Origin of the sequence: Candidatus Poriferisodalis sp. (genome assembly GCF_965203655.1) — a bacterium.
Classification (GTDB): Bacteria; Actinomycetota; Acidimicrobiia; order Acidimicrobiales; family Poriferisodalaceae; genus Poriferisodalis.
Genome location: NZ_CBDBDD010000004.1, coordinates 227,129 through 248,470, shown reverse-complemented (window position 1 = coordinate 248,470; position 21,342 = coordinate 227,129). Strand labels below are relative to the sequence as shown.

The following is a 21,342-nucleotide window of genomic DNA, read 5'->3' as shown; positions in this document are numbered from 1 at the left end:
TCGGTCGTTGTGAGCCTGAGATCGCGCTGCTCGACAGCGCTCATGCTGGCCCTGGCCGTCAGTGCTGTGCTCATCGTGACGACAGCGGCGCCAGTAGCCGCCCATACCGGCTTGGAGTCTTCGCAACCATCTGACGGGCAGGTCGTCGTTGAGCCAGTCGCAAGCATCTCCCTGACCTTCAATCGCCCGGTCGAGCCAGCGGGCGACGGGTTCACTGTGTCCCAAGGACCAGGCCCCCAATTCCTGCCTGACTCGCTGAGCTCAGCCGACAATCGGGTGTGGCGGTTGCACTTCGATACGCCCCTGGGCAACGGCGTCTATGAGGTTTCGTGGCGAGTAGCGGCGGAGGATGGCCACGTCGTCGAGGGCACGTTCGGATTCACGGTCGATGTTCCAGTTGCCGAATCCCCCGCAGAGTCGTCCACGGACTCCGCTACAGACCCACCAGCAGAACCCCCTGACAGCAACGCTGTAACAGGCGACGTTGTCGAGGAGTCGCCGACAGGCACGAGCGCGGCGGTCGACTCCGACGACGGATCGACGACCCCGGCAACCACGCCGCAGGCAGGCGAAGAGACGCCCACGGTGGCTGCGGAAGCGCCTTCTCCGACGACGGCACCGGGTGGCACTGCTCCCGCGGAATCTGGAGCTACATCCGAGGACGGCCCACCTCGTCAGGCGCGGCGCAGCCCAGGAGCCACAGGCGCCGAACGGCTCGCTGAGGCCCTGCGAATCGTGGGCCTGCTCGCGACGCTCACCATCGTCGGCGGGTTCGCGTTTGCCACGTTCGTCGTGCGCAGTGAGCCATCGGAACGAGCCCGAGTGCACCGCGTGCTGTTCGTCAGCGGGATCGCCCTCGTCGCCGCGGCCGTAGCGACCGCGCTGACCCAAGCGGTGGTGATCGAAGACGACTGGAGTGCGGTCGTGTCGATGGACGCGATCAGCGACGCACTCGCTGCGCCCTTCGGCATCGCCGTGGGTTTGCGCGTGCTCGGAGGCCTCGTCGTGTTTGGGCTGGCTCGCCCGCGCGTTCCGCATTCCAACCGGAACCGCTTCCGCACCCTCGGGCTGATCGGCGCGGCGCTGGTGATCGTCTCGTATTCCTTCGACGGACACACGGTCACCGAGGGGCCGAGACTGCTGCACGCTGCTGCCAATGCGACGCACGTGACTGCTGCTGCTGTGTGGAGCGGAGGCCTGGTGTTGCTCGCCGACTTGCTCCGGCGCCGTCGCGGTGACGCCGGGCTGGTCGGGCCGTTGATGCGTTTCTCGCAGTTGGCGTCCGTGTCGCTCGTGCTTGCCGGTGTCGCCGGCACCGTCATGGCGCTGCTCGTGATGGATCGATTCGCCGACCTATGGTCAACGGGGTGGGGTCGTCTGCTGATCGCAAAAGTCGCCCTTGTGGCCTTGGCCGCCGTGATCGGTGGGCGCAACCGCTGGGTGCACATGCCAGCAGCGGCGCAGCACGTCAGCTTGCAAGCGCAGCCCTTGGTTCAGCAGCGCCTGTTCAGGGCCGTGAGCATCGAAGCCGCCGTCCTGGTGGCGGCTGGCGTCGTCACCGCATTCCTGGTCGGAGCGTCCGCCCTGTGACCCGACTCAGAACCTCGCTCCCATGGGTTGCAACCGTGGTCACCGTGTGCGCGATCGCCCTTGGGTGCGCCGCCGATGCCGATGATGCGGACGACGCATCGTCAGCCGAACCGGCACCCACGGCCACGTCGGGCGCACCTGCGCCTCCGACAACTGCTGCTGCTCCGGCTGTGCCCGACGGCGCTGCGGTGTACCAGCACTACTGCGCCGAATGCCATGGCGTCGACCTGCGCGGCACCGACAAGGGTCCCTCGCAGCTCTCGATCGTCTACGAGCCGAACCATCACGGCGACTACGCATACCGCGTGGCCATCCGCGAAGGAACTCGGGAACACCACTGGTGGTTCGGCGACATGCCGCCCGTGGAGGGCATCACCGATCTTGAGATCGAGAAGGTGATCAGCTACATCCGTGCCGAGCAGGAGCGCCTCGGCTTCGAACAATGAGCCGACATCACTGCTGCGGGGCCGGGACTCGACAGGCTTCGTGGGCCTAATCTCACGCCACTTGGCCGAGCCGAGTGCTCGCACGTGCGACAACGAACGGAGACAACAACATGTCCAAGCGGATCCTGCTCACCGGAGCCTCGACGGGAATCGGGAATGCAACCTTGCAGCGGCTCGTCGCCGGCGGTCACGAGGTCGTGAACCTCGACATCAAGGACGCTCCTGACGGCGCTGCCGAACACCATCACTGCGACGTGTCGGATCCAGCTTCGATCGAGAGCGTCGTGGCCGGCCTCGAGGGCACGTTCGACGGTTTGGGCAACATCGCCGGCGTGGCGGGAAGCATGGGCGCCGAGCTGGTGCTGCGGGTGAACGTGTACGGGCTGCGGCACATCACCGAAACGCTGCTGGCTGCAGGCAAGATCAACGACGGAGCGTCGATCGTGAACATCGCGTCGCTTGCCGGGATGGTGTGGAACCGCCATCTCGATCGCATCGCGGAGCTCGATGCAGCCGAGGACTTCGCTGCAGGCATCGAGGTCGCGCAGTCCTATGAGCGGGGAGGACCCGCTGCCTACACGCTGTCGAAGGAATGGGTGGTGTCGTACACCAAGCATCTGGCGGGACAGGTTCTCGACCGAGGCATCCGGGTCAACTCGGTCAGCCCCGGCCCGGTGCACACTCCCCTGTTCCCGTACTTCGAGCAGGACACGGGTGTCGAGCAGATGGCCTGGCTGAACGAACGGGTGGGCAGGCTCGGCACGCCCGAGGACGAAGCCGAGGTGGTGACCTGGCTGCTGGTCGGCGACTCGGGCTGGGTCAACGGTGTGGACCTGCCGGTGGATGGTGGCCTCTCGGCCGGCATGACCGTCGGATGGGCCAATCCCAAGGACTCGCCTGCCTCACGTTCACGCCGCAGCTGAACGCCGCCCGCCCGAACATCGCCCGACGCGACGGGCGCTACGCAGCACTTCGGGCCGTCTCGGCGCTCCCAGATGCTCCGACTTGGCTACCTAGCAGCGAGTTCGGACATGCGAGCAAGCACATCGACACCGATCTGGTCGTAGACGTGCAGCAAGTCGATGAGCACCCAGTTCTCCCGGATCTTGCGCTCGACCGAGCCATCGGGCAACTCGCGGCGCTCGACGCGCCAGAAATCCAAGCTGCGCATCGTGATCTGCTGGCCAGAAGCTGCGATGCCAAGCCAACCATCGCCCGTCAGCGTCATGGCCATGCCCGGCCATCCGGTGACACCTACATATGCACCGTCACCGAAGAAGTGCCCGTCGCCGGCATAGCCGCCACGGCGATCCGGCATCGCCCGAAGGAAGGGGATCTGGTGGAAGCGCCGGAACCCCTCGACACCGCGGCCGGTGCCGATGCCGTGCGGCCCGTACCAGTTGAACTTGGGATGCCACCAGTGCTCCAGGCGCATCACCTCAACGGGCTCACGTGGATGGCGACCCATGTCGGAGAGCATGCCGACCACATGATCGACACTGGCCTGCGATTCCGCTTCGTCACGCGGCCCTTCGGTGAGACCGTCCCCGGTCGCCGGGGATGGTACCAACCAGTCGCGCCCGAGGCTCGGCGTCATCGGCCAGACGCCCGCATGCATCATGACTTCCGGCACGTCCCAAACGGCCTGCATCTCGACAATCTGACGACCCTCGAACCGGAAGAACTCGTGGTAGCGCATCGCTACCGGCCGGCCGGTGGCCGGGATGCCCAGCCACGAACCGCTGAAGGTTCCCATGTATGAGCCGGCGCAACCAACCCAGTGCTGGCCGCCAGAGTCGGCACCCGCAATGACGATGTAATCCCGCCGTTCGAGATCCGGCCACGCTGCTGCGAGCGGCGCGAATGCCACGTTGTAAAGGCCGTCAGGGCCGTCGAGATCTTCGAAGGGATGGGTGAGGTGCACCGCCGCGCCGTCGGCGAACACACCACGCAGGGCCGCCTGCACCTTCGTCGCGTCGTAGTCGTAAAGAGCCGCTCGCAGCGGCGACAGCAACACCTGGAGGCTGCGATGCGGATCGTCGGCCGAACTCATGCGTTGATGGCGAGGTGGCTCTGGCGGTCGAAGAAATGCAGATTCTGGACATCCACATTGACCCGTATCCGGTCACCCACCCGTTCGAAGCCATTCGGATAGACCTTGCTCAGATCATTCAGTGTCACTGTTGCCATGGTCAGAACTCCTCGATGCCTAGGAGCTGGCGCATCCGTTCCAAGGGCCGCAGCCCTTGTTGGGCGAGCCAGTGCAGCAGGTCGATGAAGACCCAGTTGTCGGCCAGCTTGTCGCCCTCGCGCCGGTACACGTCCACCACGCGCATCTCCGCCGGTCCGCTGGCCGGCAGTCCCAGGTACCCGCCTCGCGGGCGGTTGGTGACATTCGCCCAGCCGAACCAGGCGGCATAGCGGCCTTCGGCTATGCGGGCCACGTGGCCGTGGAACTCCTTGTCGCCCAATCCGAACCGGAATGGGTAGGAGTGCTGCTGCTGGTAACGGTCGATGGTGTACGACGATCCGATGCCGTCAGGCCCGATCCACAGCATGTCGGGGTGCCAGCAGCGTGCGAGCACCTCACGGGGCATTCGGTCTGAGCCCTGGTCGCGTGCGATCCGGTTTGCCTCGCCAAGGTCGCCTGCCATGCGCCAGACAAGTTCCAGAGTCGCCGCGGTTTCGTCGGGGTCCTGCGGCTCGGTCAGCACACCGTCCGCGGTGCGGGGACCGAAGTAGATGCCGGGCTGCCCGGTGGTCGGCGGCAGCGGGTACTGGCCTGCTTGGCGCATGACCGCTACCAGATCCAAGAACAGAGCCGACTCAGCGATGAGGTCGCCGTCGACCCGGCTGAACTCGACATAGCGGATCGGCGTCGCGCGGCGGGTCGGGGGGATGTCGAGCCAAGCGGCGTCGAACAGGCCGAGGAAGTGCCCCATGGAGCAGACCCAGGTGGTGGCGCCCCCGTCGGCATCGTTGTCGCCGGCCAGGAACACGTCCACGCGTCGCTGCAGTGGCGCCATCGCGGCGCGCAGCGGCGCCCAGAACACGTCAGCCACCGATTCTGCGCCGTGCTGCTCATAGAAGGGGTGCATCCCCCTCCACAGGAAGCCCTCGGTCACGCTCGACGCCAGCACGTCGGTGATGTCACCTGCGGACGCGCCATCGTGACCGGGCCGACGCGCCAGCACACTGTCGAGACTTCGGTGATACTCCAGGACGACGGACTTTGCGCGCTGCAGGTGCTCGGCCATCGCTCAACCCTTCACGGCGCCGACATCGAGGCCCTTCACCAGGTGCTTCTGGAACAGGATGATAACGATCACGATCGGCAGCGTGATCGAGACCGCCGCCGCCTCGGTGATGGTTCGGCTGCTCTCGCCGCCAGTCAACGAGACGATAGCCACGCGCAGCGTCCACTCGGCAGGTGCGAGCACCTTCATGGAGTTGAGGATCTTTCCGGTCATGCGTCTCCCTGGCCCACTCAGGTCCCGAGGTCGAAGATCACCTTGCTCGCTCGGCCGGTACGGACGAGATCGAACGCTTCGTCGAAATCCTCCAGCGGCAGCACGTGGGAGATGACCGGCGAGACGTCGAGACCCGAAGTGAGCAGACCGGTTGCCTTGTACCACGTCTCGAACATCTCTCGGCCGTAGATTCCCTTCACCGTCAGACCCTTGAAGATGAGCGCGTTCATGTCGATGTTGGGCCGTCGGCCGTAGAGGCCGAGCAGTGCGACGCGCCCACCGTGGTTCATGACCGAAATCAGGTCGTCGAGTGCAGCACCGTGGCCGGACATTTCGAGACCGACATCGAATCCTTCGCGCATCCCGAGCTCAGCCATGGCCGACTCGAGCGATTCGGCCCCCGGTTCAACGGCGAGCGACGCGCCCATTCGCAGAGCATTGTTGCGCCGGTCCTCGACGGTGTCGGTGACGACCACATGGCGAGCGCCGGCGAGGCGGGCCACGCCGACCGCGAGCTGACCGATGGGTCCTGCGCCGGTGATCAGCGCGTCCTCGCCGACGAGGTCGAACGAGAGGGCGGTGTGCACGGCATTGCCGAGCGGGTCGAGAATTGCCGCGGCGTTGTCGTCGACCTCATCAGGTACGCGGTAGACGTTCGACGCCGGGATCGCAACCAGGTCCGCGAATCCGCCGTCGCGGTGGATACCCACGCCGATGGTGTTTCGGCACAGATGCCGGTTCCCTGCGCGGCAGTTGCGGCAGGTTCCGCACGTCAGATGCCCCTCACCAGCGACCCGCTCGCCGATCTCAATACCACTCACCTGGCCGCCGACGGCTTCGACGATGCCGAAGAACTCGTGCCCCACCGTCACCGGTGTCACGACTTCGCTTGCGGCCCAGTCGTCCCAATCGAAGATGTGGAGGTCGGTGCCACAGATCGCCGCTCGTTTGACAGCGATCGCGACGTCGTTTGGTCCGACCACCGGGGCCGGCCGCTCGACGAGTTCGAGACCTAGTCCCGGGCCCGATTTGATCAGTGCTCTCACCGCAGGCTCCGCTCGATGCCGAGGTCGTCTGCGGCCTGTGTGAACGCCTCGATCGCCGTATCGAGGTGATCATCGGTAAGAGCGGCGCTCATCTGGGTGCGAATGCGGGCCTGACCGTGGGGAACGACCGGAAACGAGAATGGGGTCACGTAGACGCCCAACTCCATCACCCGTTCTGCCATCGACGCGGCCACCGCCGCGTCGCCGAACATGACCGGAACGATCGGGTGGCCGGCTCCGGTCAGCTCGAACCCTGCTGCGGTCATGGCCGAACGGAATCGTTCGGCGTGGCGCATCAGGCGTTCGCGACGGTCGTCGCTGGTGGCGGCAATTCGTATCGCCTCGCGTGCACCTCCGACGTGTGCTGGTGACAGAGCGTTCGAGAAGAGATACGGGCGGCCCCGTTGGCGGAGCAGATCGACGATGGGCCGACGAGCTGCGACGAAGCCGCCCATCGCACCGCCGAGGGCCTTGCCGAGAGTGCTCGTGACGATGTCGACACGATCTGCGACCTCGAAGTGGGTCGGTGTTCCACGCCCACCCGGTCCGATGAGTCCGGTGGCGTGACAATCGTCGACCATTACCAGCGCGTCGAACGCATCTGCGAGCTCACAGACGGCGGCGAGATCGGCGAGGTAGCCGTCCATCGAGAACACCCCGTCGGTCACGATCAGGACCGCCCCGTCGCCCTCGGCGCGGGCCGCTTCGAGCTGGGTGCGCAGATCGGTCATGTCCCGAGTGGCGAAGCGGTACCGCCTCGCCTTCGACAGTCGGACACCGTCGATGATCGACGCGTGGTTCAGCGAATCGCTGACGATGGCGTCGGCGGCGCCGAGCAAAGGCTCGAATACCGCAGCGTTGGCGTCGAAGCACGCGGCGAAGGTGATGGCGGCGTCGGTTCGGAGGTAGGTCGCGATGTCGTCCTCGAGAAGACAGTGTTCCTCTGTCGTGCCACAGATGAAGCGCACGGATGCCATGCCGTGACCGAGGCGGTCCATCGTGTCCTTGGCCGCCGCCACGACATTCGGATCGTCGGCCAGGCCGAGGTAGTTGTTCGCACAGAGATTGACGCGGTTTCCCGTCGCCCCCAGCGTGATCTCTCCCGATTGTGGAGAAACCAGCTCATGTTCATGTTTCCAGAGACCGTCCCTTCGGATGCCGTCGAGCGTTCCCTCGAGTTGTTCGTAGAAATCGGTTCGGCGCATTGCTTGCCGGACCTGCTAGCCGTTCACCGAGAAGCTGCTGTTGGGGTTGATCGCACGATTCCGGCTGAAGCTCGACATGTCGATCTCGAGTCCGGTGTAGCGACCGACGTGGACCACGGGCTCGGCATCGTGATCGTGGCCGCTCTCGACCGCATCGATGAGTTCGGCCATGGCCGCGGCCGCGACGCCAGCGTTCTTGTACTGGTTGCCCGACGTACCGATCGCTACGTAGAACCCGCCCAGATCGGTTTTGTCGTAGATCGGAATCCAGTCGTCGGCGACGTCGTAGAGGTCGACGACACCGCGCTTGACATTGGGCACTCCGAGGTCGGGCATGCGCCGGGCAAGCCGGAGGACCTGGGCCTCCCATTGCGCGTGGGACACTTCGGTGTCGTAGTTGTCGGGATCCTCGATCCATTCCTGCGGGTCGCAGTCGGGGTCTTCGGAGCCGATCAGAATGTTGTCGCCGGATTCGGGACGAAAATAGATGCCGGTGTCGCCGTCCTGTACGTGACAGCCGGTTGAGCCGTAGTTGACGCCTTCGGGTGAGGCCACGTGGTGCACCTCGTGGCGGAGCGCCTTGGTGGAGATATTCATGGTGCCTTCAAGGCCGGCCATGCGGTTCACGACGAAGCTGTGGGGACCGGCAACATTCACGACAACGGGAGCCGAAATCGTCTCGCCGGTCGACAGCGTGACGCCAGTGACGCGATTGTCGGTCTGGTTGATCGCAGTGACCTCGGTGTTGAAAACGAACTCGCCGCCGACGCTCTCGCACGCGCGCTGGAGGTTGTGCGTCGAGAGTTGAGGGTCCGAGATGTACCCGGCGTCAGGGGTCCACACGGCGCCGAGCAGTTGTTCGGTTGGTTCGGCCCAGAACTCGTCGTCGTCGGGACGCTTCGGCGGGCCGAACACGGATCCGTTCAGGGCCGGGAGGCGGTCGAGAAGCGTGTCGAGGTCCCAGTCTTCGAACGGAATGTCGAGCTCGGTGAGCAGCGGCACGACCTTCTCGTGGTGCGAGTGCCCGCCGGACTTCTTGAGCAGTGCGGTGCCGCACTGAACGAAGTCGATCAGTCCACGCTCGTCGACATCGCCACCCAGGTAGTCGCGCCAATTGACCCAGTAGTGCTGCCCCTCCCACGCCATGGCCACCCCGTCGTAGGTGCTGTAGCTGAAGCGGATGATGGCGCACGAGTTGCTCGTCGATCCGTATCCGGCAGCCGGGAGCTTGTCGATGTTGAGCGTCCGGCGGCCGGCCTTCGAGAGTTCGTAGCCGATGGCGGCACCGATGACGCCCGCACCAATGATGATGGCGTCGTAGCTGTTCTCGTTGGTCATGGGTGGTTACCCCTTCCTCATTCGTTGCCCCTCGGGGTCCCAGAGACAGCCGTCGACGAGGGTCGCGGCCCTCCGAACGCCGAGAATCTCGATCTCGAACTGCCCAGGCGCATCTGCCAGGTGGGCAGGCACGTAACCCATGGCCACCGAGGTGTCCATGTAGTGCGAGTAGCCGCCCGAGGTGACCCAGCCGACGACCTCGCCGTCGTACCAGACGGGCTCGTCGCCGATGACGTCGGCGCCGTCGCGGCCGCTTTCGGTGTCGACAGACCAGGTGAGCAGCCGTCGTTCGAGGCCCGCCTCGTGGGCTACGGCCAGCGCGTCGCGGCCGACGAACTCGCCCTTGTCGAGCTTGACGAATCGTTCGAGGCCGGCCTCGAACGGGTCGTAGATGGGCCGGTACTCGCGACCCCACGTGCCGAATCCCTTGTCGAGGCGAAGGGAGTCGAGCGCGTGCAGGCCGAACAGGCGAAGCCCGAGGTCGCTCCCTTCACGTTGGAGGAGGTCGAGGGTCGCTCGCTGGCGGCTCGACGACATCCAGAACTCGTAGCCGAGGTCTCCGGAGAACGAGACTCGTCCGCACCACACGGGGATCGGGCCGAGGTCGAGCTGACGGAAGTCCATGAATCGGAACGCCTCGCCGGACACGTCGGTGGTGGTGAGCCGTTCGAGCAGGGTCCGCGATTGCGGGCCGGCGATGGCGAGACCACAGAGGTCCCAGCCGAGGGTCGTGTAGCTCACGTCGGCGCCGACCGGGATCGTCTGATCGAACCAGCGCTCGTAGAAGCGCATGGCCACGCCCGACCCGAAGACGACGAGGCGTTCCTGGTGCCCCGTGTTCTGGGTCGCGCCGCCGGTCGCTGCGGTGACCGGGCCGGCGGGTTCGCCGGCGGTCGGGCCGAGACAGGCGACGGTGAGGTCGCCGATGAGCTTGCCGTTGTGGCTCACCATCGGCGCCAGCACCATTCGGCCGGGCGCAGGAAGCCGGTTGGTGATGATCGAGTCGAGATAGCTCCGCGCATCCGCGCCGGTGAAGACGAACTTGGCGAAGCCGGTCGTCTCCATCACCCCGACGCCATTGCGAACGGCGAGGGCCTCTTCGCGCACGGAGTCCCAGGCGTTGGAACGTCCGAACGTGACTTCCTCGATCGGCTCGAGCCCAGGCTTCTGGAACCACAGAGCGCTTTCGAGCCCGTACCCGTCGCCCCACACCGCGTTCTCGGCGACGAGACGGTCGTAGATCGGCGAGGTCTCGAGCGGCCGAGCGGCGGGGAGCACCTCGTTGGGAAACTGGATGCGGAACCGACGGCTGTAGTTCTCCTGCACCTTCTCGCTCGTGTATCGGCGGGTCGCGAAGTCGCCGTAGCGGGCGACGTCCATTCCCCAGATGTCGAAGCCGGGGTCGCCATCGGTCATCCAGTTGGCGAGCGACAAACCGACGCCGCCGCCCTGGCTGAGTCCGGCCATGACCGCACAGGCACTCCAGAAACCGGGGAGGCCGCGGATCGGACCGAGCAATGGGTTGCCGTCGGGAGCGAAGGTGAACGGGCCGTTGATGACCTGCTTGATGCCCGCTTCTTCGAATACAGGGAAATGCCGGAAGCCCACGTCGAGAGATTCGGCGATGCGGTCGAGGTCGGGGCTGAGGAGCCGCATGCCGAAATCCCACGGGGTCTCCTCGACCGACCACGGCTTACCGCCCTGCTCGTAGGTCCCGAGCAAGAGCCCGCCGCCCTCCTGACGCATGTAGATCTCGCCGCCGAAGTCGATGCAGTGGAGGACCTCGCCGTGCTCGGTGTTGTACTCGGCGATCGCCGGGATGTCCTCGGTCAGGAGATACATGTGCTCCATGGCCAGAACTGGCAGTTCGACACCGGCCATCCGGCCGACCTCGCGTGCCCAGAGTCCACCGGCGTTGACGATGTGTTCGCAGCTGATGGTTCCCTGTGCCTCGCCGCTGGATGTCTCGATGACCTCGACGTTCCACCCTTCGGCTGTACGGGCCAGCGAGCGGACCCAACTGTTGCGGTGAATGGCAGCGCCGTTGTCTCGGGCGCATTGGGCGTAGGCGTGAGTCACGCCGGAGGGGTCGACGTGGCCCTCGTGGGCGTCGTACATCGCGCCCACGAAGTACTCCTCCTCGAGCAGCGGCATGAGCTTCTTGGCCTCGGCAACGCTGATGAGCTCGGTGTCCATCCCGAGGTAGCGGCCGCGAGCGTGGGCCATCCGAAGCCAGTCCATGCGCTCCTCGCTGTCGGCGAGCATCAGTCCGCCGGTCAGGTGAATACCGCAGTCCCGGCCGGAGAGTGCCTCGATCTCCTTGTACAGCTCGATCGTGTATTGCTGGAGCTTGGCGACGTTGGGATCGCCGTTGAGGGTGTGCATGCCACCGGCCGAGTGCCAGGTCGAACCGGCGGTGAGTTCGGTTCGTTCGAGTAGGACAACGTCGGTCCAGCCGTTCTTGGTCAGGTGGTAGAGCACACTGGCGCCGACGACGCCTCCGCCGACGACCACGACTCGTGCCTGGTCTCGCATCCTGGGTTCCTCGACCTTTCTCCCGGGCTAGAAGTCCGTAGCGACTCCGCCCTCGGCGACGCGACGTTCGACGAAGGCATCGATCTCTTCGAGCACGGCCTCGTCGATGGCGGGCTGGCGGTACTCGGCGAGCAGCTGGCTGGCGAGGGCTGCTGTCTTGGTGTCTGCGGTCGGTGAGCCGGCCTCGTGCCAGGACTCGAAGTTGCGCCAATCGGACACCATCGGGGTGTAGAAAGCATCTCGATAGCGGTCCTGGGTGTGCTGAACACCGAAGAAATGTCCGCCGGGTCCGACCTCGCCGATCGTCTCGACCGCGAGCGTGGCGTCGTCGACGACAAGTGGCTGGAGCCAGGTGGCGACCATGTTGATCAGGTCGGCATCAAGGACCATCTTCTCGTAGGAGGCACGCAGCCCACCTTCGAGCCATCCGGCGCCGTGAAAGACGAGGTTGGCGCCGCCCATGATCGCTCCCCACAGGGAGAAAACGGACTCGTATCCGGCTTGGGCGTCCACAGCGTTCGCGGCATTGACGTTCGAGGAGCGGTACGGGATCCCGTAGCGGCGCGCGAGCTGCCCGCCGAGCATCGCCGCCTGCATGAACTCGGGAGTGCCGAAAGCAGGCGAACCTGACTTCATGTCCACATTGGAGGTGAAGCCGCCGTACAGAACCGGGGCGCCGCGTCGCACGACCTGGGCGAGGCAGATCCCGGCCAAGGCCTCGGCGTTCTGCTGAGCCACGGCACCGGCGATCGTCACCGGAGCCATTGCCCCGGCGAGCGTGAATGGCGTGACGACAACCGCCTGATTCCGCGACGAGAACTCGATGATGCCGGTGCACATCGGCTCGTCGAGACGCAACGGCGACGACGTGTTGATCACCGAGTACACGATCGTGTGACCATCGATCTCGTCGTCGGCGAGTTGGTGCGCGATTCGCAGAATCTCGAGGGCGTCGCGGTTGCGGTCGGCTCCGAGGCTGTAGGCGTTGACGGCCTTGTCGCTGAGCTTGCACAGGTCGGCGATGGCGTGGAGGTGGCGCACCGAGGCGTGGACGTCAGCAGGCTCGACCGGGTAGCCCGCATGGACCTGGACGGCGTTGAGGTGCTGGCTGAGCCGGACAAGGTTCTGAAAGTCCTCGAGGTTCCCGGTGCGCCGCCCACCGGCGGCGTCGCTCACGTTCGGCGGGCTGGCGACGGCGCTGAACACGACGTTGTCGCCACCGATCCGGACGGTGTGGCCGGGGTTGCGCGCGTGGAGCGTGAATTCGGCCGGGGCGGAGGCGACGAAATCCACGACCATCTCGGGGTCGAACCGCACGCGGTCGTCGGAGATCGAGACCGTGCAACCCGCCGCCTCGAGCCTCGCTCGAGCGTCTGGCAGGAGCACGTCGATGCCGACATCGCGCAGGATGGCCAGCGATGCCTCGTGCACCGCTTCGAGCTCGTCGTCGGAGACGACACGCGTCGGCGCCACACAGCGGCGATGAAAGCGGAACGGCGGCTGCTCGATCGCCGGCGGTCCGTGCGCGTGTCCACGCCGCCCCTTGCGACGTCTCGTTCGTTCGGACATATGAACCCTCCACTCTGAGGGCATTGTGGCCAGCCTCTCGGCAGCACACAAGACAAGTTGTGTATATGGCAACAACTCCCTACGATGTGCGCATATGGCAGCCCGGAAGAACGCAGCTGGACTGAGCCGAGACGTCGAACTGCTCGACCACATCGTCGCCGCCGACGGCGCACCGAGTTCGGTCAGCAACTTGGCCGCACAGACCGGACGAGACAAGAGCCAGGTCTCACGGGCTCTCTCGACCTTGGCCGATGCGGGGGTTCTGGATCGCGACGCCACATCGCGGGGCTACGTGATCGGGTGGCGCATGCACACCATCGCGGCGCAGAGCCTCGAAGCGCATGTCGCTGCGGCGAGCCGCCCCTATCTCCGACAGCTCGCCTCGGCCTACGGCGAGACGGCCGAGGTCGTCGTGCTCCGAGCGGACGAGACGATCATCATCGCCTCAGAGGCATCGCGACATGCGCTCGCACCGTATGCCCGCGTCGGAGCGGCCGGCCCGGCCGCCAGCAGCTCGACCTGTCGGGCGATTCTCGCGACCGAACCGCCCGAACTCGCCGCAGCGTGGCTCACCCCCGGACGCATCGCCGAAGCTCCCGGGCTGCGATGCGCGACCCCTGCGAAGTTCGCGGCAGAAGTCGCCCGTGCCCGAGAGGCCGGCTACTCGATCGTCATCGACGAGTTCGAGGAGGGTGTCGTCGGCTGCTCCGCACCGATTCGTGGCCCTTCGGGTGTGGCAGTGGCTGCGCTCGGCATCACTGCCCCGAAGTTCCGATTCGAGGACTCACTGATCGACGCCGCTCGAACCGTCCGGCGCCTTGCGAATCTGATCTCGAACGACCTCGGATCCGCTGCGGGCAAGCGGACCTCGCTCCTGAACCCCTGAAGGTGGTGAGAGGGTCCAGCCGCCGTCGGTGGGGATGATTGCACCGAAGATGTACGAGGCATGGTCCGAAGCCAGCCACCACATGGCTGAACCAGGACAGCGGGTTGACGAGCCGCTCGAAGAGCCTGCCCGTGATGTCGTCGTTGTGGTCGGTGATCGATGAGACGGTGATCGGCGCATCGAGGTTGGCAATGACGACATCGAAGGGGCCCCTCATCGGCGACAAGGGCGCCGACATCTGCCCGAGCGCCGAGTGGAGCTGCGTGGGCGACAACCGAGTCGCCTCCGGCTCGGAAGCGCTCGACCGCGGCGGGACCCACGAAATCTTCGGCATCGGTCACCAGCACCCTTCGCGTCATCTCGCCTCCACCTTCACATCGACAAGCCGCCCGACATCCCGCCGGCGACCGCAACGGTGCTACAAACCGGCCGATGCGACGGACTCATCCGCGAATACCGAAACGCCGCCTGACCTGAGACGACGGACTTTCTGGGCACCACACCCTCCTGGATTCGCTTGGTGAAGCTCGACTGCCTTCACCAGGTCTGCTCCCCCAACGCGGCGGTCACGGTCGCAATGACCAGAGCTGCGTCGAGTGAGGCGGTCATGTGGTCGTGCCCCGGGAACTCGGCGACTGTCCATCCCAGGCGCTCGAGGTCCGAGCGCCGGCTGCGGGTGAGCTCCGCCAGCGCAAGCGGCAGGCCCAGCTCGGGCACACCGACGTCGTCGGCCCCGAAGAACGAGATCCGGACCCCACTAAGGGCGGCGACTGCGGCCTCTTCGTCCCAGTGCCCGACGATGGAGTCGTAGTAGTTGGCGATCATCTGTTGGAAGGCCCGAACGGGATCATCGGGCTCCAGTTCGGCGATCATGGTCTGCAGCTGGCCGAGTATCTCGGCGTACGGGCCGGACAACGGCGGCCACCCGCCGATGGCCACACCGGCGCATCGATCGGTTCTGCTCGCGACTTGGAGTGCTGCGTTTCCGCTCCAGGAGTATCCGAGGGCAACGAACCGGTCGACCCCTGCCGCGTCCGCGATCGCGACATAGTCCGACGCGACCGTATCCGCTCGCAGGTCGCCGTCCAGCGGCCCCTCCGAGGGAGGCAGGCCTCGGGGGTAGTCCATGTGCACGACCCTGTAGGTCTCGGCGAAACCCTCCACGAGCGCTCGATTGGCGGCCATCGTCGTGGCCACCATCTCGTCCTCGCCGGTCATCGCGCCCAACGTGTACGCCATCCCGTCGGTCCACGGATAGCCGATGAGCAGCACTGGCCGGTCGGCCGGGCCGTGAACCTCGTAGTGCAACCGGCACCCGTCAGTGGCTTCTGCGAATGGCATGGTTGGTGACCTCCTGCAGTCAAGGGGGGCTAGCGGGCGAAGAGCAGATCGTCGAGCGAATCCGGTGCCGTCGTGAGGCTGACGTTGCCGGTCTCGGTCACGAGCACCGTGTCGGAGTGGCGGAAGCCACCGAGGCCGGCGAAGTAGATGCCCGGCTCGATGCTGAAGACCATGCCCGGCTCGATCTCGTGGTCATAGGAGATGGCCAGGAAGGGGCCTTCGTGGCCCGTCACGCCGAAGCTGTGGCCGGTGCGGTGCACCACCCGGTCCAGACAGCCGTGGCGGACGAACACCTCGCGCACCGCTTGATCGACACCGGCCATGGAGGCGCCGGGAACGGTCAGGTCGAATGCGGTGCGCCGAGCCTCCATCATCACCTCAAACGGCTCATGCGCAGCGTCGGGAACCGTGTTCAAGAAGAACGTGCGCTCGATCTCGGCGCCATAGCCGTTCACGACCGAGTTGATGACGCTCACGTGGGGCCCGCCCTCCTCCATCACGGCGAAGACATCGGTGAAATTGTGCGGGTCGTCGGAGAGCATCGGCGGCTGGATCGCTGCGCCGAAACTGCTGGCCAACAGGTTGGCGTTTGGCATGTCGGCCAACGTGCGCGCCCTCATCGCACTGGAGGCGGCGCCAGCCAAGGTCGCCATCGTGTCCCCCGGCTTCACCGCGGCCATGACCGAGGCGTGCGCGTCGGACACGACCTGAGCGGCGTGGACCATGCGGCCGATCTCATAGTCGCTCTTGATCATGCGCACGTCCTCGACGATGTCGCTTCGATGGTGGTTGCCGTCGAGCTCGTCGATGACGTAGAGCGGACAGTTCGACTCGACGCCAACCGCGGTTGCGCCGTCGACGACCTCATGGAACCGATCAGTCCATTTCTCCCCGGCCGGAGCGGGGAACTCGTAGTACGAGACCAACTCGATGGCGCCCACCGAGCGCACCTCGACGTGCTGGCGCTCCAGCAACGGCACCACCATCCGAGGCGAACCCTCGAGCGGCACCACCAGAACGAACGGCCGCTCGTGTACATAGTTGGCGAAGTTCGTGAGGTAATAGACGCTGTGGGGGTCCACCACGACCAAGAGGTCCAGCCCTTCCTCGCGCATCCGTGCGCGCACGCGATCGAGGCGACCCCCGATCTCGGTCTCGTCCGGCGGAGCGGTAGTCGGTTCTGGGAGTGCCGTCGTGGTCATGGGCGCACCTCTGTGTTCTGGTCGGCAGTCAGAAGCACGCGATGGACAGTCGACGCCGGTGCGTCAGCGAGCGTCTCGAGCATCGTTTCCATCTCGACTCGCGGGAGCGACTCATACGCCGCCTGCCATGCGGCATAGTCGCCTTCGCTTTGCCACTCTGCGATCGCCACAAACGTGCTCGGATCTGCGACACAACGCATGAACTCACCTCGAAGGAAGCCCGGATTGGTCGTGGCTCGCTCGAGGAATTGACCGGCGCGGTAGGTGCGTTCGAAGCGCTCAGCCTCCCCGTCCTTGACGCGGAACTCGGTGATCGTGCGAACGGTCATCGTGAAGGCACTCCCGGGTCGGCTACCCCCAGCGGGATCTGCTGCGACAGCATTTGGGCGAGTACGGCTTTGAGCGTCTCGAGTTGGGGGCCCGTCGGCGGGGTATCGGGGTCGACACGTCGGTGCGTCAGCAGCCCGGTGATGTAGATCCGGACGAACCGCCGCACCGCCCGAAGTGCCTCCGGCCCGAGGCCCGTATCGGCTAACGCTGCTGCCCAGATCCTCTCGAGGGTGTCCCGGGCGGAGCGGTAAAGGTGCTCTTGCCTACCAACGAGCTCGGAGTCGGGGGGCGTGGTCGTGGCGATGACGAACGCGGCGTGGCACACGTCGCGTGAGTACGACTCCCACATCTTGTCAACCAAGAGATCGATACGGTCGGCAAGTGGTCCTTCGACCGGGCCGATGCTCTCGATCCGGTCGATGAGGTCCATCCACCCCGCTTCAACCACCGCGAGCCGCAGATCGACCTTCGACGCGAAGTGGTGCTGGATCGCACCCTTGGTCACGCCTGCCAGCGCAGCGACCTCGTTGAGTCGCACGTCGGCCGTGTTATCGCGCACAACCATCTCCACTGCGGCTGCGACGAGCGCCGCACGGGTCGCTGTGCGCCGTTCCGCCTGCGTTCGGCGAGGACGGGCAGGAGCAACGGTAGTCGGCATGAGATGAACTTACATTCCTTCTGGACGGAATGTCAGGTGCCACGCGGCGTGACTCCGTTTCGCCACAACTGCCGTCGGCTGGAGACCAACGTCGCGCTGAGGGGCTCAGCGACGACAGTTACCCGGTCCCCCGGGTGGGCCTCAGGCCGGTCGTAGGCGAAGGCTCACCAGGCGGCCGTGAGCCGACACGCCACGTCTCCGATCCGACGTCGGGCATTCCATCTCCCGACGCTTCGTGGAGGACGGCGATGTCACCCGACCCTCGTCACCCCCGCCCCCGCTGGGACAGGAGGTTGCCGTACCGGTGCGTCGTCTGGCTGACCGACTGTTCCCTCAGGTAGTGGAGCAGCTCGAGACGGCCGTTCGCCAGTACCGGGTCGTCGGCAACCTGGATCCCGAGGCCGTTGGCCGTGTCCCGGATGATCGGGGCGAGCGTCCCGATCACCCGCACCATGTCGGGCGGGGAACGGTCAAGCTGGGCAGCGAACTCGTCAGTTGTCTGGTCGGCCACGGTCGAGAGTGTGACGTCGACCCCGCAACGCTCAGCCGCGGCCAGCACCCGCTGAAGCGCGATTTCGCGGCACGGGTCCTCGATGCGGACCGTGACGCGTTCGAGGGCGCGGTAGCGGAAGCGGTTCGATTCGCAGAACAGGCCGGTCGGGTCGTGCTCCACGCCGAACTCTTCGGCCCAGGCAGCTGCATCGCTCTCGACTGCACCCCTCAGCCACGCTTGATCCTCCACGGCCGGGGCCATGGGAGACCATCGGCCGAGCTGTGCGACGTAGTTCGGCCCGCCAGCCTTGGCCCCGGGCCCGATGCTCGAGCGCTTCCATCCGCCGAAGGGTTGTCGCTGGACGATCGCACCGGTCGTTCCCCGGTTCACGTAGGCGTTGCCGACTTCCACGTTGTCGAGCCAGTAGTCGATCTCGGCTCGGTCCAGGCTGTGGAGACCGCCGGTGAGCCCGAATTCGGTGCCGTTTTGGATCCGGACTGCGTCTTCAAGGCTGTCGGCGTGGATGAGTCCGAGCACGGGGCCGAAGCACTCGGTTTGGTGGAACCACGAGCCGGGCTGGACGTTCTCTCTGACGCCGGGCGTCCAGCAGCCCTTCGCCGTGCGCCGCGGCTCGACCAGCCACCGCTCACCGGTGTCGAGCTTGGTGAGGGCGCGCAGCAGCTTGCCGGTGGGTTCGACGATGGTTGGTCCGACGGTGGTGGCGAGGTCGGTGGGAGGGCCGACGCGGAGGCTCGACGTCGCGTCGATCAGTTGGCGGCGGAACCGCTCGGAGTCGTAGACGTTCCCGACGCAGATGGCCAAGCTGGCCGCCGAGCACTTCTGCCCGGCATGGCCGAATGCCGAGTCGACCAGGTCAGCGACCGCGAGGTCCAGATCGGCGTTGGGCGTGATCACCATTGCGTTCTTGCCCGAGGTCTCGGCGAAGATCCGCAGGCCGGGCTTCCAGGAGCGGAACAGCTGCGCCGTCTCGTGCGCGCCCGTCAAGACAACGGCGTCGACGCTGGGGTGGGCGACCAGGTGGCGGCCTGTGTCGTTGTCGGGCACCCGCACAAACCGCAGCACATCCGCCGGGACGCCGGCGGCCCAACAGCACTCGGCCACCAGCTCTGCGCAGCGGTGGGTCTCGGGTGCCGGTTTGAGGATGACTGCGTTTCCAGCCGCCAGCGACGCCAAGACCCCACCGGCCGGGATGGCGACGGGGAAGTTCCACGGCGGGGCGACCAGCGCCACCCCGAGGGGCTCGAAGGTGACGTCGTCCTGTACGAGATCGAGGGCGCGGTCGCCGTAGTAGCGGGCAAAATCGACCGCCTCGGAGACCTCGGGGTCGGCCTGAGCGACGGTCTTGCGGGCCTCGTGCACCATGCACGACACGAGATCGCCTCGTCTGCGTTCGAGCTCGTGCGCCACCGCGTGGAGCACCGAGCGTCGTTCCTCGACACTTCGTGCGGCCCACCCACGTTGGGCGCCTCGCACGGATTCGAGGGTCGCGTCTATCTCGCCGACGTCGTCGACCAAGGGTGCCCGAGGCGCGACGTCGGACGCCGCCAGTGCCCCGCTCAACCATTGCCGGTTCACCGCCAAGGCCGGGTCCGTGTCGGGCGCGTTCAGAAAGCCGGCGTCGGCCGCGATGGCTGTGGGCGGCGCGGTCCGGTCCTGACACCGGTTGGGTGTCGCGCTGGCGGTCCAGCGATCGCGGACAGCCCGGCGAAACCGCTCGGCTTCGGACTGGGCGGCTGCGCACCCCGGCTCCATGGTGAAGAGGTGGTGGATGAAGTTCTCGTCCGACGCGTTCTCTTCGAGGCGGCGGAACAAGTAGCTGATCGCCACGTCGAGCTCAGCGGCGGCGACGGCCGGCGTGTAGAGCAACATCCCGAAGGTGTCGGCCTGCAGCAGGCGGGCATGGGTCGGGGCCATGCCCTCCAACATCTCGAACTCGACTCGGTCGGTCACTGTCCGCTGTTCGGCGAGCAACTTCGCGAAGGCGACATCGAACAGGTTGTGACTGGCGACACCGACCTTCATTGCACCCAGCCGCTTCGGGTGGAGGAGCCAGTCGAGGCAGCGCTTGTAGTTGGCGTCTGTCTCGGCCTTGGTCGTGTATGGCGCCTGCTCCCAGCCGTGCATCGCGGCGTCGACCTGCTCCATGGCCAGATTCGCGCCCTTGACAAGCCGGACCTTGACCTTCCCGCCCCGCTGACCATCGACATGTCGCCCATGCCTTTCGGTGGCCCAGGCGGAGAGCTCCCGCAGCGCGTCGAAGGAATCCGGCAGGTACGCCTGGAGCACGACACCCGCGTCGACGCTGTGGAACCGCGGCTCGCTCAAGACCTCCGTGAACGCTCGGAGCGTCAGCTCGAGGTCGTGGTACTCCTCCATGTCGAGGTTGATGAACGTCGGTGGCGACGTGGCCTGAGCCTGCTCGAACAGCGGAGCGAGCGCCTCCACCACGCGGGCCACACACCCGTCGAAGTCCCACTCGTTGAGCTGGGAAACGACCGACGAGACCTTTACCGAGACATAGTCGACGTCGGGCTCAGTCAGCAGCCGCATCGCCTCGGCGTGACGGCGGGCCGCCTCCCGGTCACCGAGCACGGCCTCACCAAGGAGGTTGACGTTGAGTCGGAATCCCTCTCGGCGACGCTGACCCAAGTGGGCCCGCATCGACCCGCTTTCGGCATCGACGATCAGATGTCCGATCAACGCCCGCATCCGGCGGCGAGCCAACGGCATCACCAGCGACGGCAGGATCGGGCCGAGCCGTGCGCCAGCCCGCAACAACAGCCGGTCAAGTCGGGACAAGAAGCCGGGAAGCTCCTCGTCATCCACCAGCTGCGCGAGTTGATTCGCCGCGACCCGATCGTCCTCGGGCCGGATCACTCGGTCGACGAACCCCATCCCGAAACGCACGCCTGCTTTGTCGGCCACCACACCGGCAAGACGTCGAGCGGTGCGGCCCTCGGCTGCGGTCTCCGCGGCAGCAGCCCGACGGAGCCATTCGTCCACGAGTGCCACAGCGCGATCCGCCAGCGCGGTCAGATCCTCGACCTCCGACGGCACGTATTCTTCGCACCTGCCCTGCTGCTCCATGACCTCAACACTCTCGGTGTCATTCGTCAGGGGGTCACACTCCTCCTCAGCCGCTCGCGCCGGGCCAAGGGCGGATGAGGAGGAGTGGCCTCCCCGGGCGGTGCCTACCTGCCCGGGGAGGCCGG

The 21,342-nt window shown here is 66.2% G+C and carries 19 protein-coding genes; 5 read left to right on the top strand and 14 right to left on the bottom strand.

Annotation, left to right across the window (positions count from 1 at the left end; all coding sequences use genetic code 11):
• The first annotated feature begins 9 nt into the window (after positions 1-9).
• The 3 genes from ACOGW9_RS03915 (at position 10) to ACOGW9_RS03905 (ending at position 2,959) form a co-directional block, all read left to right on the top strand.
• Positions 10-1,590, top strand: a complete 1,581-nt coding sequence (locus ACOGW9_RS03915; protein ID WP_419908578.1) for a copper resistance protein CopC — start codon at positions 10-12, stop codon at positions 1,588-1,590.
• The gene (locus tag ACOGW9_RS03910) at positions 1,587-2,036 is read left to right on the top strand and encodes a c-type cytochrome (protein ID WP_419908576.1); all 450 of its coding nucleotides are present in this window, start codon (positions 1,587-1,589) and stop codon (positions 2,034-2,036) included. Before ACOGW9_RS03915 ends, ACOGW9_RS03910 begins: the two co-directional genes overlap by 4 nt.
• A 110-nt stretch (positions 2,037-2,146) precedes the next feature.
• Positions 2,147-2,959, top strand: a complete 813-nt coding sequence (locus ACOGW9_RS03905; protein ID WP_419908574.1) for an SDR family oxidoreductase — start codon at positions 2,147-2,149, stop codon at positions 2,957-2,959.
• 86 nt (positions 2,960-3,045) lie between these two features.
• On the opposite strand, the gene ACOGW9_RS03900 is transcribed toward ACOGW9_RS03905, so the two are convergent.
• The 9 genes from ACOGW9_RS03900 to ACOGW9_RS03860 are packed head-to-tail and all read right to left on the bottom strand — an operon-like array spanning position 3,046 to position 13,199.
• A complete protein-coding gene (locus tag ACOGW9_RS03900) occupies positions 3,046-4,089 on the bottom strand; it encodes an ester cyclase (RefSeq protein ID WP_419908572.1) in 1,044 nt (347 codons plus the stop codon).
• Entirely contained in the window at positions 4,086-4,226 is a 141-nt protein-coding gene (locus ACOGW9_RS03895; protein WP_419908570.1) for a hypothetical protein, read from the bottom strand. The genes ACOGW9_RS03900 and ACOGW9_RS03895 overlap by 4 nt, the downstream gene beginning before the upstream one ends.
• Positions 4,227-4,228: 2 nt before the next feature.
• Entirely contained in the window at positions 4,229-5,293 is a 1,065-nt protein-coding gene (locus ACOGW9_RS03890) for a nuclear transport factor 2 family protein (protein WP_419908568.1), read from the bottom strand.
• 3 nt (positions 5,294-5,296) lie between these two features.
• Positions 5,297-5,482 (bottom strand): hypothetical protein, encoded by a 186-nt coding sequence (locus ACOGW9_RS03885; RefSeq protein ID WP_419908566.1) that lies wholly within the window; start codon positions 5,480-5,482, stop codon positions 5,297-5,299.
• A gap of 41 nt (positions 5,483-5,523) precedes the next feature.
• Positions 5,524-6,552: an L-threonine 3-dehydrogenase gene (gene tdh / locus ACOGW9_RS03880; protein WP_419908564.1), complete on the bottom strand. Its 1,029-nt coding sequence runs from the start codon at positions 6,550-6,552 to the stop codon at positions 5,524-5,526.
• A complete protein-coding gene (locus tag ACOGW9_RS03875; protein ID WP_419908562.1) occupies positions 6,549-7,757 on the bottom strand; it encodes a glycine C-acetyltransferase in 1,209 nt (402 codons plus the stop codon). Before ACOGW9_RS03875 ends, tdh begins: the two co-directional genes overlap by 4 nt.
• Positions 7,758-7,772: 15 nt before the next feature.
• On the bottom strand, positions 7,773-9,095 hold the full coding sequence (locus tag ACOGW9_RS03870) for an NAD(P)/FAD-dependent oxidoreductase (RefSeq protein ID WP_419908560.1): 1,323 nt from the start codon (positions 9,093-9,095) through the stop codon (positions 7,773-7,775).
• A 6-nt stretch (positions 9,096-9,101) separates the two neighbouring features.
• Positions 9,102-11,630 carry a GcvT family protein gene (locus ACOGW9_RS03865; RefSeq protein ID WP_419908558.1) on the bottom strand — a complete coding sequence of 843 codons (2,529 nt, stop codon included), beginning with the start codon at positions 11,628-11,630 and terminating at the stop codon, positions 9,102-9,104.
• A gap of 27 nt (positions 11,631-11,657) precedes the next feature.
• Complete coding sequence (locus ACOGW9_RS03860) at positions 11,658-13,199, bottom strand: trimethylamine methyltransferase family protein (RefSeq protein ID WP_419908556.1); 1,542 nt, start codon at positions 13,197-13,199, stop codon at positions 11,658-11,660.
• A gap of 94 nt (positions 13,200-13,293) precedes the next feature.
• Here ACOGW9_RS03860 and ACOGW9_RS03855 point away from each other — a divergent pair, with 94 nt between their 5' ends.
• Both ACOGW9_RS03855 and ACOGW9_RS03850 read left to right on the top strand, forming a co-directional pair.
• The gene (locus ACOGW9_RS03855; protein ID WP_419908554.1) at positions 13,294-14,085 is read left to right on the top strand and encodes an IclR family transcriptional regulator; all 792 of its coding nucleotides are present in this window, start codon (positions 13,294-13,296) and stop codon (positions 14,083-14,085) included.
• 28 nt (positions 14,086-14,113) lie between these two features.
• Positions 14,114-14,248 (top strand): hypothetical protein, encoded by a 135-nt coding sequence (locus ACOGW9_RS03850; RefSeq protein WP_419908552.1) that lies wholly within the window; start codon positions 14,114-14,116, stop codon positions 14,246-14,248.
• A 374-nt stretch (positions 14,249-14,622) separates the two neighbouring features.
• Here the strand turns inward: ACOGW9_RS03850 and ACOGW9_RS03845 are convergent, their stop codons facing one another.
• The 5 genes from ACOGW9_RS03845 to ACOGW9_RS03825 form a co-directional block, all read right to left on the bottom strand.
• Positions 14,623-15,426: an alpha/beta fold hydrolase gene (locus tag ACOGW9_RS03845; protein ID WP_419908550.1), complete on the bottom strand. Its 804-nt coding sequence runs from the start codon at positions 15,424-15,426 to the stop codon at positions 14,623-14,625.
• Positions 15,427-15,455: 29 nt separating this feature from the next.
• Positions 15,456-16,628 (bottom strand): M24 family metallopeptidase, encoded by a 1,173-nt coding sequence (locus ACOGW9_RS03840; protein ID WP_419908548.1) that lies wholly within the window; start codon positions 16,626-16,628, stop codon positions 15,456-15,458.
• On the bottom strand, positions 16,625-16,957 hold the full coding sequence (locus ACOGW9_RS03835; RefSeq protein ID WP_419908546.1) for an antibiotic biosynthesis monooxygenase family protein: 333 nt from the start codon (positions 16,955-16,957) through the stop codon (positions 16,625-16,627). The genes ACOGW9_RS03840 and ACOGW9_RS03835 overlap by 4 nt, the downstream gene beginning before the upstream one ends.
• The gene (locus ACOGW9_RS03830; RefSeq protein WP_419908544.1) at positions 16,954-17,616 is read right to left on the bottom strand and encodes a TetR/AcrR family transcriptional regulator; all 663 of its coding nucleotides are present in this window, start codon (positions 17,614-17,616) and stop codon (positions 16,954-16,956) included. The genes ACOGW9_RS03835 and ACOGW9_RS03830 overlap by 4 nt, the downstream gene beginning before the upstream one ends.
• A 265-nt stretch (positions 17,617-17,881) precedes the next feature.
• Entirely contained in the window at positions 17,882-21,217 is a 3,336-nt protein-coding gene (locus ACOGW9_RS03825; RefSeq protein WP_419908542.1) for a bifunctional proline dehydrogenase/L-glutamate gamma-semialdehyde dehydrogenase, read from the bottom strand.
• Between the last annotated feature and the right edge of the window lie 125 nt (positions 21,218-21,342).